This is a genomic window from Brachyspira pulli (genome assembly GCF_036997785.1).
Lineage (GTDB): Bacteria > Spirochaetota > Brachyspiria > Brachyspirales > Brachyspiraceae > Brachyspira > Brachyspira pulli.
The window spans coordinates 1-17760 of record NZ_JAWLQI010000072.1 but is presented as its reverse complement, the minus strand read 5'-3'; the positions used below and the strand labels follow the sequence as shown (position 1 = coordinate 17760).

At 24.6% G+C, this 17760-nt stretch carries 14 protein-coding genes; 9 read left to right on the top strand and 5 right to left on the bottom strand.

All coding sequences use genetic code 11. The annotated features are described in order from the left end of the window. Nucleotides 1-139: 139 nt before the first annotated feature. On the bottom strand, nt 140-730 hold the full coding sequence (locus R4K56_RS12885) for a hypothetical protein (protein WP_335758563.1): 591 nt from the start codon (nt 728-730) through the stop codon (nt 140-142). Continuing rightward, on the bottom strand, nt 730-2205 hold the full coding sequence (locus R4K56_RS12880) for a CsgG/HfaB family protein (RefSeq protein WP_335773023.1): 1476 nt from the start codon (nt 2203-2205) through the stop codon (nt 730-732). The genes R4K56_RS12885 and R4K56_RS12880 overlap by 1 nt, the downstream gene beginning before the upstream one ends. 189 nt (nt 2206-2394) lie before the next feature. Here R4K56_RS12880 and R4K56_RS12875 point away from each other — a divergent pair, with 189 nt between their 5' ends. The 7 genes from R4K56_RS12875 to R4K56_RS12845 all read left to right on the top strand — a co-directional run bounded on the left by R4K56_RS12875 (nt 2395) and on the right by R4K56_RS12845 (nt 9139). Continuing rightward, nucleotides 2395-2829: a YbaB/EbfC family nucleoid-associated protein gene (locus tag R4K56_RS12875; RefSeq protein ID WP_335758561.1), complete on the top strand. Its 435-nt coding sequence runs from the start codon at nt 2395-2397 to the stop codon at nt 2827-2829. A 5-nt stretch (nt 2830-2834) separates the two neighbouring features. Continuing rightward, entirely contained in the window at nt 2835-3440 is a 606-nt protein-coding gene (gene recR / locus R4K56_RS12870) for a recombination mediator RecR (RefSeq protein WP_335758560.1), read from the top strand. A gap of 30 nt (nt 3441-3470) precedes the next feature. Further along, a complete protein-coding gene (locus R4K56_RS12865) occupies nt 3471-4403 on the top strand; it encodes a carbohydrate kinase family protein (protein ID WP_335773024.1) in 933 nt (310 codons plus the stop codon). Nucleotides 4404-4517: 114 nt separating this feature from the next. Continuing rightward, nucleotides 4518-5444: a pseudouridine-5'-phosphate glycosidase gene (locus tag R4K56_RS12860; protein WP_335773025.1), complete on the top strand. Its 927-nt coding sequence runs from the start codon at nt 4518-4520 to the stop codon at nt 5442-5444. A 56-nt stretch (nt 5445-5500) separates the two neighbouring features. Continuing rightward, the gene (locus R4K56_RS12855; RefSeq protein WP_335758557.1) at nt 5501-6547 is read left to right on the top strand and encodes an ATP-dependent nuclease; all 1047 of its coding nucleotides are present in this window, start codon (nt 5501-5503) and stop codon (nt 6545-6547) included. A gap of 2 nt (nt 6548-6549) precedes the next feature. Beyond that, nucleotides 6550-7101 (top strand): DNA-binding protein, encoded by a 552-nt coding sequence (locus tag R4K56_RS12850; RefSeq protein WP_335773026.1) that lies wholly within the window; start codon nt 6550-6552, stop codon nt 7099-7101. 40 nt (nt 7102-7141) lie between these two features. Next, nucleotides 7142-9139 (top strand): alpha/beta hydrolase family protein, encoded by a 1998-nt coding sequence (locus R4K56_RS12845; RefSeq protein WP_335773027.1) that lies wholly within the window; start codon nt 7142-7144, stop codon nt 9137-9139. A gap of 310 nt (nt 9140-9449) precedes the next feature. Here the strand turns inward: R4K56_RS12845 and R4K56_RS12840 are convergent, their stop codons facing one another. Both R4K56_RS12840 and R4K56_RS12835 read right to left on the bottom strand, forming a co-directional pair. After that, nucleotides 9450-13424 (bottom strand): tetratricopeptide repeat protein, encoded by a 3975-nt coding sequence (locus R4K56_RS12840; protein ID WP_335786917.1) that lies wholly within the window; start codon nt 13422-13424, stop codon nt 9450-9452. Between the two features lie 31 nt (nt 13425-13455). Beyond that, nucleotides 13456-13995: a hypothetical protein gene (locus tag R4K56_RS12835; protein ID WP_335773143.1), complete on the bottom strand. Its 540-nt coding sequence runs from the start codon at nt 13993-13995 to the stop codon at nt 13456-13458. Nucleotides 13996-14303: 308 nt separating this feature from the next. On the opposite strand from R4K56_RS12835, the gene R4K56_RS12830 reads away from it, so the two are divergent. Together R4K56_RS12830 and R4K56_RS12825 are read left to right on the top strand one after the other, a co-directional pair. Continuing rightward, complete coding sequence (locus R4K56_RS12830; protein ID WP_335758629.1) at nt 14304-15920, top strand: CTP synthase; 1617 nt, start codon at nt 14304-14306, stop codon at nt 15918-15920. 177 nt (nt 15921-16097) lie between these two features. After that, on the top strand, nt 16098-16733 hold the full coding sequence (locus tag R4K56_RS12825) for an NAD(P)-dependent oxidoreductase (RefSeq protein WP_335770359.1): 636 nt from the start codon (nt 16098-16100) through the stop codon (nt 16731-16733). Nucleotides 16734-16804: 71 nt separating this feature from the next. Here R4K56_RS12825 and R4K56_RS12820 read toward each other — a convergent pair whose 3' ends face one another. Continuing rightward, complete coding sequence (locus R4K56_RS12820) at nt 16805-17524, bottom strand: SDR family oxidoreductase (protein ID WP_335773142.1); 720 nt, start codon at nt 17522-17524, stop codon at nt 16805-16807. Nucleotides 17525-17760: the final 236 nt, after the last annotated feature.

Below are 17760 nucleotides of genomic sequence, written 5' to 3'. Positions count from 1 at the left end.
TTATAATGCTATTCTTATAATATATTTATATCAATTTAATAAATTTATTTATATAAAATGATTTTATTACTTATTATGTGAAAACAATATAAGAATTAATTTTTATTTAATAAGTTGTTCGAGTATAAAAACTATTATTTTATAGAGGGTGACTTAAAGAGAATAGGAATCCGGCATCTTTATAAACAGGCTCATAATATGGCATAAAATTGAAGCTGAATCCCTCTTTCTTTTTACCATACACTCTTTGATAACTATCATAAGCTACAGCAGCACCGCAGAATACAGCAGCCGTTATTTCAAATAGTGTAGCTGATATCCATAAACTTTTATATCTATTTCTTCCAGTTGTAGAGGCAGCAACATTGGCAGTTTCTAAAGCATCTAAACCGAATACTAAATAAGTAGCATAAGTATATGAGAAAAATGCAGTTAATATAAAAGTTACCTCTGTATATCTGAAAGGGTGAGTTCTATTATCATTGTTTATAATAACAGGAGAACTTGTTACCCCATTTTGTTTAATTATATTATTTCCTTCCATTATAAACATAGAATTAACACTATTGGTATCTATATTATATTCTGATTTTAATTGTTCATTTGTTTCTGTTATTTTTTTAGTTTGATTTTCATTGGTATTATATTCTTTTGAAGTATCAGAAAAATAAAAGGCACCAAAAAAAGTATTTGATATGATAAATAGTATTATTAAAATTCTTATTCCCATTATAGTATAAAATATGCTCCAAGTGTAAATTCTAATCCTGTAAGATTAACGGTTTTTATTTTTTCTGGTAAAGAAATTTCAGTACTATCACTGTAAATTCCTATATTAATTGGATCAGTATAGAATCTGTATCCAACGCCCAAATTAATTCCTATAGTATCTGTAACATTATACTGTATTGAAGCTAAAGCACCAATACCAAACATAACATCTCTTGAATCTATTTTAGCACCATTTTTAAGAAAAGTATAGTTGTCAGTAAAATAATTTCCTCCATATACTTCGCCTATAGTAGTAAATGACAAACCTACACCTATATATGGTGTAAATACAAGCCTTAGAACTTCCTGATATAAATTTATATTAATATCAAAATTAAATCTGGCATCTACAGCATAGCTTGATTTAAAGAAATCTCCAAATAATAGTCCAAAACTTACATTAGGTGAGAATAATGTACCATTATATCCCATTTTTAAATGAAGTCCTAAAGCATAATCATTTTTGTTCAATGATAATTTTAATTTTCCTTCATTTGGTCTTACTGAACTTTCATAAGTTTTTTCAAATGCAGTCATTTTATATGAGGCATAGTTTAAAGCTAAACCAAAAAAGAAATTACCTATAGTAGTTTCTCTTGCAATATCTCCGGGCTGAATATTTCTTCCTCTTGAGATTTTTGCTATTGAATATTCATTTCCTAATTCTTTAACTCTTAAAGTACCTTTATATTGATAACCGCCGCTTATAACGTTTCCAGACTCAAGTACTATATCATTTTTTTTAGAATACACTTTAAATCTTGTGTTTTGATTTACTCCATGATTTCTTCCAGCTAAAATTATAACATTTCCATCACTTATATCTGATATTGTTAATGTTATTTTAAATATATCCTTCATCTTTTTTTCTACTCTTGAAGCTAAATCATCGCAGGCTTCATTAATTGCTTCATCTCTTAAACTATAAGAAGGATAACTGGTTATACTGTAATAGCTGCTTCCAGTTAATTTTGATGAATATAATATTTTTGTAGTTTCAACATCTACTATTTGAAGCACCATTTCTACTTCGCCGTATAAACTTCCGCTTCCTGTATCATTATCATAATCATAGCTTGTACTAGCTTTTACTATACTTCCAGTTATAGCTTTAGAATATCCGTATATTTTTCCAACTTCAATTACTTGTGATTCTGTTATTCCGGTTAATTGCAATTCCATTTCTTTTAGATATTTATCTAAATTTTTTCTGTCTACTATATTGAATCTATTCATTCTAGTTAATGAATTTTCTATTAATGAAGTTAATTTTTTTCCTAAATCTTTTCCATATCCGCTTGAAGCGTCTTTTATTTCAAAAACAGCTATATTTTCTTTTATATATCTATCGCTTATTGGTTTTGAATTCTGCTGAGCTAATAAGAGGTTTGCCGATATAAGAATAAATATAAATATTATTTTTTTTACAAACATTAAAATAATACTCTAAACAATCATTTTAATTTTTATTTTCTTAAAAAAGAAGAATACCCTTTCTATAATATACCCTTATATATTATATTTATAGAATAAAAAAGTCAAATTTATATTTTTTATTGATAAATTATTAAAAAGAATATATTATTATAAAAGTATAAATATAAATTAAAGGAGTATAAAATTATGAATGAAAATTCTGTAAAATATAGTTCAGCAGGTAATTTAGTTTGTGTAACTATGGATAAATCATTTAACATAACTAATTTAACTATAGATGAAAGCCTTTTAGCAAAAGAACAAAAAGAATTATTGGAAGAAATGATAACTTCAAGCATAAATGAAGTAGTTTCTAAAGTAAAGGAATTAAAAGCAAAGTCAGAAGAAGATGATGAAGATACTCATACTTCAGAAAGTAATAAACAGGCATTTAATCCATTTAATATGAATTTATCTGATATGAATAAAATGTTCAGCGATATAAGTAAGATGACATCAGTAGAATATAAAGACGGTAAATTAAATATATCTTTAGATTCAATCACTCCTGATATGATATCAAAAATGAATGATATGATGAATAATATGAACAATAAAGATGATGATGACAAAAAGGATTAATTGTTTTGAATAATATACAGTCTTTAGATAAACTTACACAAATTATATCAAGACTTCCGGGCATAGGCACAAGAACAGCTATGCGTCTTGCTTTATATCTATTCGATTGCGACGAGGAGTATTTGAAAGAATTTGCTGATACATTATCTTCATTGCATGAGAATATAAAGTTATGCAAGGAATGTTATAGTTTGAGTGATAATGATATTTGTCATATATGTTCTAATGATAAAAGAGAGCATAATAAAATATGTGTTGTAGAGTCATATCCTGACATGCTTGCTATAGAAAAAACTGAAGAATATAACGGCGTTTATCATGTACTTGGAGGACTTATAGCACCTTTAAAAGGTATAGGTATAAGCGATATAAGAATAAGAGAGCTTATAGAAAGAGTAAAAAATTATAATATTGATGAAATAATGATAGCATTCAGTGCATCATTAGAAGCTGACACTACCGCTGGATATATTTTCAAAGTGCTTAAAGAAAATAATTATCAAGGTAAAGTAACTAGAATTACTTATGGAATTTCTTTAGCCAGCGATATAGAAAATGCAGATTCAAGATCTTTAGCTAGAAGCATTTTGGATAGGGTAGAAATGAATTAATATTTATAATTAATTTAATAAGGTTGCTAAATGAAAGATTATATATTATCAATTGGCGGTTCTAATATAGATATACAGGGATTTTCTAAAAATAGAATATTGCTAAAAGAATCTAATCCAGGAAAAATAAAAGTTTGTGCTGGCGGTGTTGAAAGAAATATTGTTAATAATTTATCTAATGTTGGATTAAAAGAAATAAAATTTGTTACATCTATAGGCGATGATATATTCGGGGATATACTATTAGATAATATAAAATCTTTAGGCGTAGACACTTCTTATATAGTAAGAAAAGGAAATTCTACTTCATATATAGCTATACTTAATAATGATAAAGATATGGCAATTGCTATGTCTGATATGGACGCTCTTGATGAAAATGTAAATATTTCATATTTAGATACTATTAAAGATGTTATAAATAATGCTAGTTTCATAACTATAGATGCGGTTATGAATAGAGATATATTTGAATATTTGATAAATAATTTTCCAGATAAAAAACTTCTAAGCGATGCAGTTTCAATAAGAAAGGCAGAGCATATAAAAGGATTAGAAAAACATATTTATGCTTTGAAAATCAATTCCAATGAGGCGTCATTCTTACTTGATAAAGAAATTAATACTATAGATGAAGGAAAAGAGGCTGTAAAAGAATTTTTGGATAAAGGCGTTAAAGAAATTTATATAACATTTGGAGCTTTAGGTATATGTTATGGTGTTATAGGTGATAATAATGTTTATCATTTAGAGGCACCAAAAGTTAATATAGTAAATGCTTCCGGTGCAGGAGATGCTTTTATGGCTGGTATTGCCTATTCTATATTTCATAATTATGATCTTGATTATAAAGTTAAATTTGCTGCTATAATGTCAATGCTTGCTTTAGAAAGTGAAGATACTGTTAATAATAATATCAGCTTGCAAATTGTAGAGCAAAGAATCAAAACTATATTCAATTAAATAAAATTTCTATTCTTTAAAAATATTTGTTATTTTTATTTTGACAAAAGAATATATTATATTGTTAAAAAATTTTATAATATAAAAAATAAACTATAAAATAAGGATAAAATAATGAATAATTTAGAAGAATTTTTAGATATAAGCGAAGAAGTAAAAGAAGCTTTATATGAAAAAAGAGCAGTTGTGGCATTAGAAAGCACAATAATATCACATGGTATGCCTTATCCGGAGAATGTTGAAAGTGCTTTAAACTCAGAAAAAAATATACGTGAAAATAATGCAGTGCCTGCTACTATTGCAATAATAAAAGGAAAAATAAAAGTAGGTTTAAATAAAGAAGAACTTGAATATATGGGCTCTAATAAAAATATAGCAAAATCAAGCAGGAGAGATTTGGCTACTATGATAGCATTAAAAAAAGACGGAGCTACTACAGTAACAACTACTATGATTGGTGCTTCTCTTGCTGGAATAAAAGTATTTGCTACAGGCGGAATCGGAGGAGTTCACAGATATGCTCAGGAAACTTTTGATATATCAGCAGATTTGCAGGAATTAAGTAAAACAAATGTTGCTGTTGTATGTGCAGGAGCAAAATCAATACTTGATATAGGACTTACTATAGAATATCTTGAAACTTTCGGAGTTCCAGTACTTGGTTATAAAACAGAAAATTTCCCAGCATTCTATACAAGAGAAAGCGGATACAAAGTTGATTATAAAATAGATGATACAAAAGATATAGCTAATATACTTAATACAAAATGGAAATTAGGTTTAAACGGAGGTGTTGTTGTATGCAATCCTATACCGGAAGAATATGAAATGGATAAAAATTACATTAATAAAATAATAGATGAAACAGTAAAAGAGGCTAGAGATAAAAACATATCTGGAAAAGATGTTACACCTTTTATATTAGCTAAGCTTCATAGTGTTACAGAAAATAAAAGTCTTAAAGCTAATAAAGAGCTAGTTTATAATAATTGCCGTGTTGCTGCTAATATAGCTTATGACTATTCAAATTTGATTAGGTAACATAATAAATAATTTTAATAATGTTAACTCCGATATTGATAATGGAGTATTTTAATATGTATGTAGAAAATGTTCATATAAGTAATTTTACAGTATTTAAAGATTGCTATACAGATTTCAGTAAAGGAGTTAACATATTTATTGGCGAGAATGGAACAGGCAAAACTCATTTACTTAAGGCTATTTACTGTTTAAATGAATCTTTTTATGATGTAAGAAATCCAACATACTATTCTGCATTATCTGGCAGTCATTTTCCATTAGATAATATAGATTCTGTATCTGGTAATTATCTTCCTTTAAAAATCTGGGAAATTATTTTTAATAAATATTTATTTTTTAAACCTTTTTCAATGTTAGTTGATGAATATGCTAATAATTTAGATGAGGCTTCTACTATTGACTCTTTTAATCTTTATTTAAAAGAAATAAATATTTTTCCATTTAATAAAAAATTTACATACATACCATGCAAAGATATTTTAACTAATTCAAAAGGTTTTATCTCCTTATATAATAAAAGAGAAGTATCTTTTGAGTCTGTATATTACGATATTTTAAATAAAGCTTTTGTGCCTCAATTAAGAGAATTAGATCCATATTTAGAAGATATTACAAAAAAAATAGAAAATGCAATAGGCGGAATCGTTATTCAAAAAGATGAAGTATTTTTTATTAAGTATAAAGATTTTGGAGAAGTGCAATTTACAATGGTGGCAGAAGGGCATAAAAAACTTGCTTTGCTTTGGCTTCTTATAAAAAATGGTGAAATAGATAAAGATACTATACTTCTTTTTGATGAACCTGAATCAAATTTAAATCCTAAACTTACAAGAGTTTTAGTTGAAATATTATTAAGTTTATCAAGATTAGGCGTTCAAATATTTTTAGCTACACATAATAATTTTATTATAGAAGATTTTGAATTACAAAGAAAAGAAAATGATAAAATAAAGTTTCATTCTTTTTATTTTGATGAAGATAAAAATAATGGTGTATTAATTGAAAGCAGTGAATATTTAAATAATATACAGCATAATTCAATAGAAGATAAATTTGAAGAACAGCATTTACAATCTATAGAAAAAGCATTTAAAAATTGATTATGGAAGTATTTGAGGAAAAAAGTAATTTTAAAATGATTTATAATGATAATTCTAGTATTATTGTAAGAAAAATAGATGATGAGAATTTGAATTATATTCATTTTATGAAGAATGTTGATTTTATTGTATATGTTAATAATATAATTGTTTTTATTGAAGTAAAAAATTATAATAAAAAATATTCATCACTTCAAACAGAAGAAGAAAGAGAAGATTTCTTTTCAAAATTTGTATATAGAAAACCAGATAAAGGACATTCATATACTTATGATTGTATACAAAAAGCAAGAGATACATTTATAAGAGAATATTCATCAAACAAGTTAGGTTTAAATATACATTATTATGTTATTGTTTCTATGCCTAATACTATTCCTAATTTTGTATTAAGGAATATGCGTAAAGATTTGGAACATTATTTACCTATTTTCTCAAATGTTGATGATTCATTATATACTAATCAATTTATACATACTGTTAATGTTTTATCAGAGTATTCTTGGAATAATTATATGAAAAATATATTAGGTATTGAAGTTAATTTTTATTAGTATATTTTTATAATAAATAATTTTAATAATGGATTTTTATATGGAAAATTTAAACATCAAAGATTTTTTGAAATTCAATTTTTTATCCAACATAGAGCTTTCAAAGGATAATAAAAATTTACTGTTTGTTAAAAGCAATCAGGATTATGAGAATAATAATTATATCTCAGATGCTTTTATTTATAATATTGAGAAAAATAAAATTTATAAACTTACTTCGGTAAAAGATGCTTCTCTTGTTTCTTGGCTTGATAATGATACTGTAATATTTAAATCATCATTAAGAGATGAGGAATTGAAAAGCAAAAAAGATGAGGAGTTTATTGATTATTCCTTACTTTATTCTATTAATATAAATGGAGGAGAGGCTGAAAGTTTATTTAATATTGAACTTGAAGTAATAGATTTATATTCTATAGATGAAAATAATTTTTTAATAAAAGCAATTTATGATATTAACAGAGATAAAAAAAGAAAAGAAGATAATTATTTAGAATGGGCTAAAGAAGAAATTGATTATGAAGTATTTGATGAAATTCCATTTTGGATTAATAATGTAGGTGTAACAAACAAGAAAAGGGACAGACTTTATCATTATAATAAAAAAGAAAATAAATTGACTGCTATTACAGATGAATACAGTAATGTTAATTCTTTTAAATATAAAGACGGTAAAATATTATGTATTATAAACTCTTTTAAAGATAAATCTCCTACCACTTCAGAACTTCGTTTGTATGATATAAATGATCTTAATAATATAAAAGAAAAAATTATTATAGATTCTAATAAATATGCAATATACTTTGCTGATTTTATAATTGATAATGATAATAAAGAAAAAATTATCTCTGTTATGACAGACATGAAAAAATATGGACTCAATGAAAATTGCGGTTTTTATTTGATAGATGAAAATATTAATATTCTATATCATTATGATAATGGTCTTGGAAATATGATAGGAACTGACTGTTCTTTCGGAGGCGGTAAGGATATTAGAGTTCATAAAGATAAAATATATTTTGTAGGCACAGAAAATGAAAATGCTCATATTAAATGCTTAGATTTAAAAGGAAACATAAAAAATATCACTAATAAACAAGGTGCAGTTAATTATTTTGATGTTTCTAATGATGATATATATTTTATAGCTTTCAGAGATTTGAAACTTGAAGAAATATATTGTATTAATAAGGAAACAGAAAAACAATTAACTCATTTTAATGAAGATATATTAAAAGAAAAAAGTTTATCAATACCTGAGAAAGTTTCATTCAAGACTCCTAATAATTTTGAAATAGACGGCTGGGTATTAAAGCCTATAAATTATGATGTTAATAAAAAATATCCTGCTATACTTGATATACATGGCGGGCCGAAAACTGCTTATGGAGAAATATTCTTTAATGAAATGCAGGTTTGGGCTAATATGGGTTATTTTGTATTTTTCTGCAATCCTAGAGGAAGCGAAGGAAAAGGAAATGCATTCGCTGATATAAGAAGAATATATGGAACTATAGATTATGAAGATATAATGAAGTTTACAGATATTGTTCTTGAAAAATATGCCAATATAGATAAAGATAGAGTAGGAGTAACAGGCGGATCTTATGGCGGATTTATGGTTAATTGGATAATAGGACATACTGACAGATTCAAATGTGCAGCTTCTCAGCGTTCTATATCAAATTGGATAGATGATTTTGGAACTACTGATATAGGTTATTATTTCAATCCTGATGAATTAGGAGGAGATGTATGCAGCGGTTTTGATAAGTTATGGGAACAGTCCCCATTAAAATATGCTAATAATGCAAAGACTCCTACATTATTTATACATAGCGAAGAAGATTACAGATGTTATCAGACTCAGGCTTTTCAAATGTTCACTGCTTTGAAATATTATGGTGTTGAATCTAGGATATGTTTATTTAAAGGCGAGAATCATGAACTTTCAAGAAGCGGAAAACCAAAACATAGGGTAAGAAGATTAAAAGAAATTACCGATTGGTTTGAAAAATATTTAAAAGCTTAAAATCGATAAGCAGTTTATATATATTTTTTATATACTTAAAATTTTTAACTTTGTCATTTTTTTATTCAACTTTTTCCCGCCGCAAAAAGTTGCAAAAAGTGCAATTACATAATTAGTACTAAATCATACTAAAATTGTTTTACATGTAAGATAGGTTATTAATTTAAGCTAAAATATAGTCCTTTTGCTTCTTTGGGTCACCAAAAGAAGTGGGGTGCGGGGCAAAGCCCTGCAGATATTTAAAATTTAAAAAAATTATTTTTGACAAAATATAGTTGTTTAGGTATATATAAACTGCTTATCAATAATATCAAAGCTCTATATTTCTATTACTGCAGAATTTTTCTACTCTGCTTTTTTGTTCGTATGTTCCTCTTTTATAAATATCTCTTAATTTTTCTATTAAATATTCATCATTAAATGCTTCTTTATCAATATCTCTTGAAATTTTGTAGGCTTCAGCGAACTTTTCAAGTTTGATGTATGATAAATATAAATAAGCGTTATTATTATTCATTTTTATAATTTTATCATATTCTCCAAGTTCATAATAAGATTTTAATATAAATAAATTAATAATATTATTAATATAAAATATTTGATCAATAGTTAAAATAAAATTAATTACTTCATTATACAATTTAGAATTAAATTTTTCTTTTATAATATTAATACAATATTCTATTTGAATATCAGATGCAGTTAATTTAGAAAATCTTATATCATCTGAATCTAATATTTGTTTAAAATATTTTAATGAGGCTTCTTTATAATTTTCATCATTATTTATTTTATATAAACTATATGCCATATTTGATAATCTATTTAATTTGTTATTATCATTTGCAATATCATCATCGTTTATAAGATCATTATATATATCATATAAAATATAATCATTTACATCATCATTAATTTTTTCTCTCTCTTCTATAACAGAATTAAATATTGAGTATAGGTCATTAGGATAATATATGTTTTTATCATTCTTTTCAAATTTTAATTTAAAATACATTGATAAATAATAAAACCTATTTCCATATACCTTATATTTATTAATACTATTAAATATATCATTTTTTATATCATCATTTTGATATTTTAAATATTTTTTATATTTATACTTAATTATATAAAGTTCGCATAATTCATTATTTATATTCCAATCATCATAATTATCATTATAGTAACTAGCATATTGTCGTTGATCAATATATTGTTCAAAATATTTAATTCCTTCATCAAATTTTTCTAATTCACATAGGCATACAGCAATATTAAAATTGTTATAATAACCATAATTCCATATTGAATAAATATATCTTTCTATAAGAAAATAATTTAATGCTTTTTCATAGTTTGATTTTTTTAAATAGTTTTCTCCGATTAATTTATATATACTATAATCATATAAACAAATTTTTTCAAAGAAATCATTATGCACTTGAATTTCACAATTTTTTTGATAATATTCAATATTTTTTAATGCTTCTTTTATATATTCATAATCATCTGTATATTCATATAAAGATAGCTGAATTGCTGCTATGAAAATATATAAAAAATTGTAAGTATCTTTATTCTGATTAAAATATTCAATTATATTTTTATAAAATTCTAATGTCTTATTAAGCATACCATATTTATTATAGAAAGAAGATATAGAATGTATAGAATGTATACGTTGTTGAAGTTCATAGCTAAATAAAAGTGGATCTAATTTTATTTCCTCTATTTTAGATAATACATGCAAGTGATGATGATACATCTCTGAATGATTTTCTGAAGTTTCATAATCATTATTAATAAAGTTATATAAAGCAGAATAATAATCAAAATCATCATTGTATGATTCTGATAAGCTGCTTAATCTTTTTAATTCTTCCAAAGATTTTTCATATTCTATCAAATCAAAAAGTATTTTAGCTCTATTCAAACTTAAATCATTATATGATATATTATTTAATTTTCTTAATTCAATAGCTCTTTCATAAAAATATAAGTCTTCAATATATGGTTGATCATGCCTATTATCATATCCTTTAATACTTTTATTAATGTAAACATAGTCATTATATATTATATCTATAGTACCTAATTTATATTTATTATCTTCATAATAATCATATTTATATATGCTGTTAAAATATGCTAATACAAATGAATATATTTTTTTGTTTTGATGAAATATTTTGATTAATTCTTCTTTTGATGATATTTTTCCTACTTTTAAATCAAAATACAATCTTAGTATATAGGCAAAATAATATAAATAATTATTATCATCAAAACAGCAGTATTTATCAGCATATTCAATTATATAATCTTTTTCTAAAGAAATACTTTTATATAAAAGCAGCATCATAGTATTTTTATATTTATAATTATTGCAATCCAATTCCAAAGCTTTTGCTAAATATTCAATAGAATCTTTGTACTTATTTAAGCGGTACAAACAAACTGATATATTATAATAGATTTCATCTAATTTATCTGAGTTTAAGCATTTTTTAAAATACTCATAAGACTCTTCATAATTTCCCATCATAAAATAATATACAGCAGTATCATAATTAAAATCTTCTATATCTTTAATAAGTAATATTAAATCTTTTTCATATCCAGTTTTTGAAAGAAAGCAGTATGATACTATATCTAATATAGTTTTATGTATTTGTTTGAATTTAGTTGAATATTGAAGTAATTTATATAAATAAGACAAATTATCTTGATTATCTTGCTTATATATGTAATTTTTATTATTTTCTTTAAAATCATTATAATAAAGCTCTATGAAAATAGTAATTATTTCAGCTAGATTTGTTTTATATTTCAAAGCATTAAATATATCTTCTTTTGCTTCATTTTTCATTTTTTCATCATTATTTTCAATGCTCATATATAATTTTATTTCAGCCCTTTTAGCATAAGCATTTCCTAATTGATTATTAAGTTTCAAAGCCTCATCAAAATCTTCCAAAGCATCTATTATAGTATTTATATCACCTGCTTTTTTATCTGCTTTATCTTTTTTATATAATTCATAATAACAGCTTCCTCTAAAATAATATGCTTGGTCATTATTGCTATTTGGTTGTATAATTTTATTTAAATATTCTAAAGCTTCTTGAAAACTATTTTCTTTATAATTTATAATGCCTATATATAAATAACATTTTTCAGTATTATATTCTGATTCTATGGATTTATTAAAATATTCTTTAGCTTCATTGAAATTGCCTTCTTTGTAATTTAAAAATCCTCTATAGAAATTTAATTCTTCATCATCAAAATTTAATTCTATAGCTTTATTAAGATTTTTAGCAAACTCATCATATTGATTTAATTCGTAATTTGATTTTGCTATGTAAAAATATATTTCTTGATGATTTTCAGTATTAAGTTCTAAACATTTATAAAAATCATCTATAGAGCTTTCAAATTCTTTATTTTCAATTTTTACGAAACCTCTTCTAAAATAGTATGAAGAATCATATCTTTTTAATTCTATACATTTACTAAAATATTCTATTGATTCATTATAATTTTCTTTACGGTAAAAACATATACCTATTAAATTATATATTTCATCATCATTTGTATTTGTTTCTATATATTTATTAAAATTTTCTAATGCATTATCATAGTTTTTTAACTTATAATATGATTCAGCAATATATTTGTATGCTTCAATATTTTCTTTATTTAATTCTAAACAGTTATTAAAATAATTCACAGCATTTCTAAAGTCTTTGGCATTATATTTTTCAACACCAATATCAAAATATTCTTTTTCTTTTTTTGATAATGCTTCTGTATTGAATATAATTTTTTTTATTTCTTCTTTAGTTTTTCCTTCTTCTTCTAATCTGCATATTTCTTCAAGTATAATAAAATGATAATATGAATATAATATTTCTTTCCCATCTCCTTTATAATAATTTAATACATCTTTATAAAATGGTTTATGTAGTGTAGTTCTTATAGATTTTATATCATTTTTTACGATAAAACTTTTTTGTAAATGATCTAATTTTATATTATATACTTTCTCTATAATTTGATATTTCTCTTTACATAGATGTATAAATGCAGAATTACCGAATAAACAATCATTATTTTTTAATGTTTCAATTAATTCATCTTCATTTAAAATTTTTTCAGATGCTTTATATCTGTTTTCTTTATAAGATATTTTTATATTATTCTTAGTTGAATTTTCTTGAAACTCATTTAGGTTTTCAGGAAAATCAAAAGGTTTATTATTAATATTATATTTTCTCATAGTTTATACTCCTATAATTAGTTTACTTATTTTAATGGTGTTTTACAGGTAGATAGTTATATTTGTATGCTTCAATATAGTCTTTATATAGTTCTATGTATTTGTTAAAATATTCTTTTTTTGATGATGTTTTTGTATAAGATACTATTTTTTTTATTTCTTCTTTAGTTTTTCCTTCTTCTTCTAATTTGCATATTTTTTCTAGTATTAAAAAATTATTGCTTTTGTATAGTATTTCTTTATTGTCTTTGTAATAATTGAAAAGCTCTTTATAAAATTGCAATATATTTATTATTGTTTTTATGTCGTTTTTTAAATGACTTAATTTTATATTAAATGCTTCTTCTACAATTTGACTTTTTTCTATGCAAAAATGTACAAATGCTGAATTACTGAATAAACATTCATTATTTTTTAGTATTTCAATTAATTTTTTATCATTAACTTCATCTCTGTACGATTGGCTTTTTTCATTTTGACAGGATATTATTGTGATATTATTAGAATTATATCTTAAGTTATTAAAATTAGGTAAATTAAATGTTCTGCTATTCATATAGTGTTTTTTCATATTTATCCTCCTGTTTAATGATTTTTATTTATCATAATTGTATTTTAATAAAAAATAGTTAAAAATCAATATTAAATATTGTGAATTTATCAACTAAATACAGATACATATATAAATACACTATAAAATACATTTTAAATTATAAAAAAATACACATTATATAATAAATATTAGATTTTTATATTGACGTATTTTTAAGATTTTTAACTGCTTAATTTTGATTTATAGGTATAAAATTTACTTGATTTAATACTAATTTATGGTAATGTTATAGTGATTTATTATATATTAAAAAAATAGAGGATTATATGAATACTAAATACATATTTGTAACAGGCGGAGTTGTATCTGGACTTGGTAAAGGTATAACAGCAGCTTCATTAGGAAGGCTTTTAAAGGCTAGAGGATTAACTGTAACTATACAGAAATTTGACCCTTATATAAACGTGGATCCGGGTACTATGAGTCCTTTTCAGCATGGAGAGGTTTTTGTTACTGATGACGGTGCTGAAACTGATTTGGATATTGGGCATTATGAAAGATTTATAGATGAAAATTTAAATAAATTCAGCAATGTTACAACTGGTAAAATTTATCAGCATGTTATAAATATGGAAAGAGAAGGCAGATATCTTGGAGAAACAGTTCAAGTTATACCTCATATCACTAATGAAATAAAAAGAAGAATATACAGAGAAAATGATACTAAAAAAACTGATATAGTAATCACAGAAATAGGCGGTACTATAGGCGATATAGAATCATTACCTTATATTGAAGCTATAAGACAGATTAAAACAGAATTAGGTCAGGATAATGTTTTATATCTACATGTAACTTTGATACCTTTTATTAACTCATCAGAAGAAATAAAAACTAAACCTACACAGCATAGTGTAAAAGAGCTTATGCAAAGCGGTATAATACCAGATATTATAGTTTGCAGAACAAGTCAGCATTTACAGGAATCTCATAGAAATAAAATAGCTTTATTCTGTAATGTTCCAAAAGGAAATGTATTTGAAAACTTCGATGAGCCTAATATTTACGGTGTTCCTTTAATGCTTGAAGCACAAGGTCTTTCAGATGTTGTATGCAGACATTTTAAATTAGATACTGCTAAAATAGATTTAACTAATTGGACAGATTTAGTACGCAAACAGAAAAAAATATCTATAGAAAGCGGCAGAGTAAAAATTGCAATAGTTGGTAAATATGTTGCTATGAAAGATGCTTATATATCTTTATCAGAGGCATTGAATCATAGCGGTATTTATAATGATATTAATATTGATATAGAATGGATTTCTGCTGAAGATTTAGAAGATGTTGAAGACATATCAAAATATTTTAAAGATGTTAATGGTCTTATTATACCTGGCGGATTTGGTGAGAGAGGAATAGAAGGAAAAATAGAAGCTATTAAATATGCTAGAGAAAACAAAATACCTTATTTAGGAATATGTTTAGGTATGCAGCTTATGTGCGTTGAGTTTGCAAGAAATGTATTAAAATTAGAAGATGCTAATACAATAGAAGTTAATGAAGATACAAAAAATCCTATTATCACTCTTATGGAAGAACAGAAGAAAAGCATATTAAAAGGCGGTACAATGAGACTTGGTGCTTTTGACTGTGATATTAAAGAGGGAAGTTTAGCTCATCAATTATATGGAAAAACTATAATAAGCGAAAGACACAGACATAGATACGAATTCAATAATGCTTATGCTGAAAAAATGGAAGCTGCAGGATTTGTAATTACAGGACATTTAAAAGATGCTAATTTGGCAGAAATAGCAGAAATAAAAGACCACCCATATATGATAGGTGTTCAGTTCCACCCAGAATTAAAATCAAGAATAACTAATCCTCATCCTTTATTCTTAGGATTTGTAGATGCTGCTAAAAGGTCAATAAAGTAAAAATTATTTTATCTATATAAAAATAGCCTGCTATTAAAAAATAGCGGGCTTTTTTTAAAAAAATCTAGTTGTAACTGTTGACATTACAACTAGATGTGTTAATATTATTGTAACAATAGCTATTACAACGTCTTTAATTAAAGATAATATTTATAATACAAATTAAGGAGAATAAAAATGAAAGTTGCAATAATAGGAGCTAGCGGTAAAGCTGGTAAATTAATAATGAATGAAGCTTTAGAAAGAGGATATGATGTTACAGCAATAGTGAGAAATAAATCTAAAATAGATAATACAAAAGTAAATATCATAGAAAAAGATTTATTTTCTTTGACAAAAGATGATATAAAAGGATTTGATGTGGTAGTAAGTGCATTCGGAGTTTGGGAAGAAAAAGAACTTGATAAACATTCTTTAGTTATGGAACACTTATGTAAAATACTATCAAATACAAATATAAGACTTATAGTAGTTGGAGGCGCTTCTAGTCTTTATATTAATAAAGAACATACTATGATACTAAAAGATTCACCAGATTTTCCTGAGGTGTTTATGGGTGTTGCTGTAAGTTCTATTAAAGCTTTTGATATATTAAAGAATGCGAAAGATGTAGTATGGACTTATATTTCTCCTTCTGCAGATTTTAGTGCTGATGGTGAGAGAACTGGAGAATATAATATAGGACATGATGAATTGTGCTTTAATTCAAAAGGTGAGAGTTATATAAGTTATGCTGATTACGCTATTGCTTTAGTTGATGAAATAGGAAATAAAAAATATTTAAATCAAAGAATAACAGTAGTATCAAAATAATATTTATTGATAATTAAGAGAAATAAAAAGCCATAGTATAAAAATAAAAAATACTATGGCTTTAATTTTTATTAGTCTATTTGTTTTGTCTTTGCTATAACCAATTCTCTTACACATATATCCTGAGGCATATTATAGGCAAATTCTATACAATTAACTATATCAGAAGCATTTAAACCATTTCCTATGCTCTTTTTCCATTCAATATAATCTGCTTTTATATTTTCATCTGTTGTATGCTCTAAAAGATGAGTTTCAACAACTCCTGGTGCTACTACTATAACTCTTACATTTTTATCAGCTACTTCTTCTCTAATACTTTCTGTTATAGCATGTACAGCAAATTTACTTCCGCAGTATACACCATGATTTTTGAATGTTTTTCTTCCTGCTATTGAACTAATATTAATAATGGTGCCCTCATTTCTTTTTATCATATCCGGAAGTATTATATTTGTAGTTGTTAATATTCCGTTTATATTAACATCTATCATATTTTTCCATTCTTCATAGCTTTGCTTATCGATATTTCCAAGAAGCATTACACCTGCACAGTTTATTAGCAAATCAGTTTTTCCATATTTTTCTTCGGCCATTTTTATTGCTGCTCTTACTTCTTCTAAATTAGTAACATCTGCTTTTACACTTATAGAATTTTTTAAATTTAAATTATCCATTATTTCTTTACGTCTTGATATTAAAAGAGTAGGGTGTCCATTCTCTGAAAATTTTTTTGCTGTTTCCATTCCTATTCCGGAACTAGCTCCAGTAATAACTACTAATTTTTTCATAATAAAAAAACTCCTTTATAAAAAATAATTATGACTTATAATACATTAATAAATTAGTTAAACAAGAACGGAAATAATTGTTATTAAGTGACATTTATTTCACTATAAATTATTAGGATATACTAAAAATTTTTAAGTTTGTCATTTTTTATTCAACTTTTTCCCGCCGCAAAAAGTTGCAAAAAGTGCAATTACATAATTAGTACTAAATCATACTAAAATTGTTTTACATGTAA

Excerpts from the sequence above, each read along its gene's own strand:
- R4K56_RS12885 (WP_335758563.1), bottom strand. The coding sequence starts at position 730 with ATGGGAATAAGAATTTTAATAATACTATTTATCATATCAAATACTTTT.
- R4K56_RS12880 (WP_335773023.1), bottom strand. The coding sequence starts at position 2,205 with ATGTTTGTAAAAAAAATAATATTTATATTTATTCTTATATCGGCAAAC.
- R4K56_RS12875 (WP_335758561.1), top strand. The coding sequence starts at position 2,395 with ATGAATGAAAATTCTGTAAAATATAGTTCAGCAGGTAATTTAGTTTGT.
- R4K56_RS12865 (WP_335773024.1), top strand. The coding sequence starts at position 3,471 with ATGAAAGATTATATATTATCAATTGGCGGTTCTAATATAGATATACAG.
- R4K56_RS12860 (WP_335773025.1), top strand. The coding sequence starts at position 4,518 with ATGAATAATTTAGAAGAATTTTTAGATATAAGCGAAGAAGTAAAAGAA.
- R4K56_RS12855 (WP_335758557.1), top strand. The coding sequence starts at position 5,501 with ATGTATGTAGAAAATGTTCATATAAGTAATTTTACAGTATTTAAAGAT.
- R4K56_RS12850 (WP_335773026.1), top strand. The coding sequence starts at position 6,550 with ATGGAAGTATTTGAGGAAAAAAGTAATTTTAAAATGATTTATAATGAT.
- R4K56_RS12845 (WP_335773027.1), top strand. The coding sequence starts at position 7,142 with ATGGAAAATTTAAACATCAAAGATTTTTTGAAATTCAATTTTTTATCC.
- R4K56_RS12840 (WP_335786917.1), bottom strand. The coding sequence starts at position 13,424 with ATGAGAAAATATAATATTAATAATAAACCTTTTGATTTTCCTGAAAAC.
- R4K56_RS12835 (WP_335773143.1), bottom strand. The coding sequence starts at position 13,995 with ATGAAAAAACACTATATGAATAGCAGAACATTTAATTTACCTAATTTT.
- R4K56_RS12830 (WP_335758629.1), top strand. The coding sequence starts at position 14,304 with ATGAATACTAAATACATATTTGTAACAGGCGGAGTTGTATCTGGACTT.
- R4K56_RS12825 (WP_335770359.1), top strand. The coding sequence starts at position 16,098 with ATGAAAGTTGCAATAATAGGAGCTAGCGGTAAAGCTGGTAAATTAATA.
- R4K56_RS12820 (WP_335773142.1), bottom strand. The coding sequence starts at position 17,524 with ATGAAAAAATTAGTAGTTATTACTGGAGCTAGTTCCGGAATAGGAATG.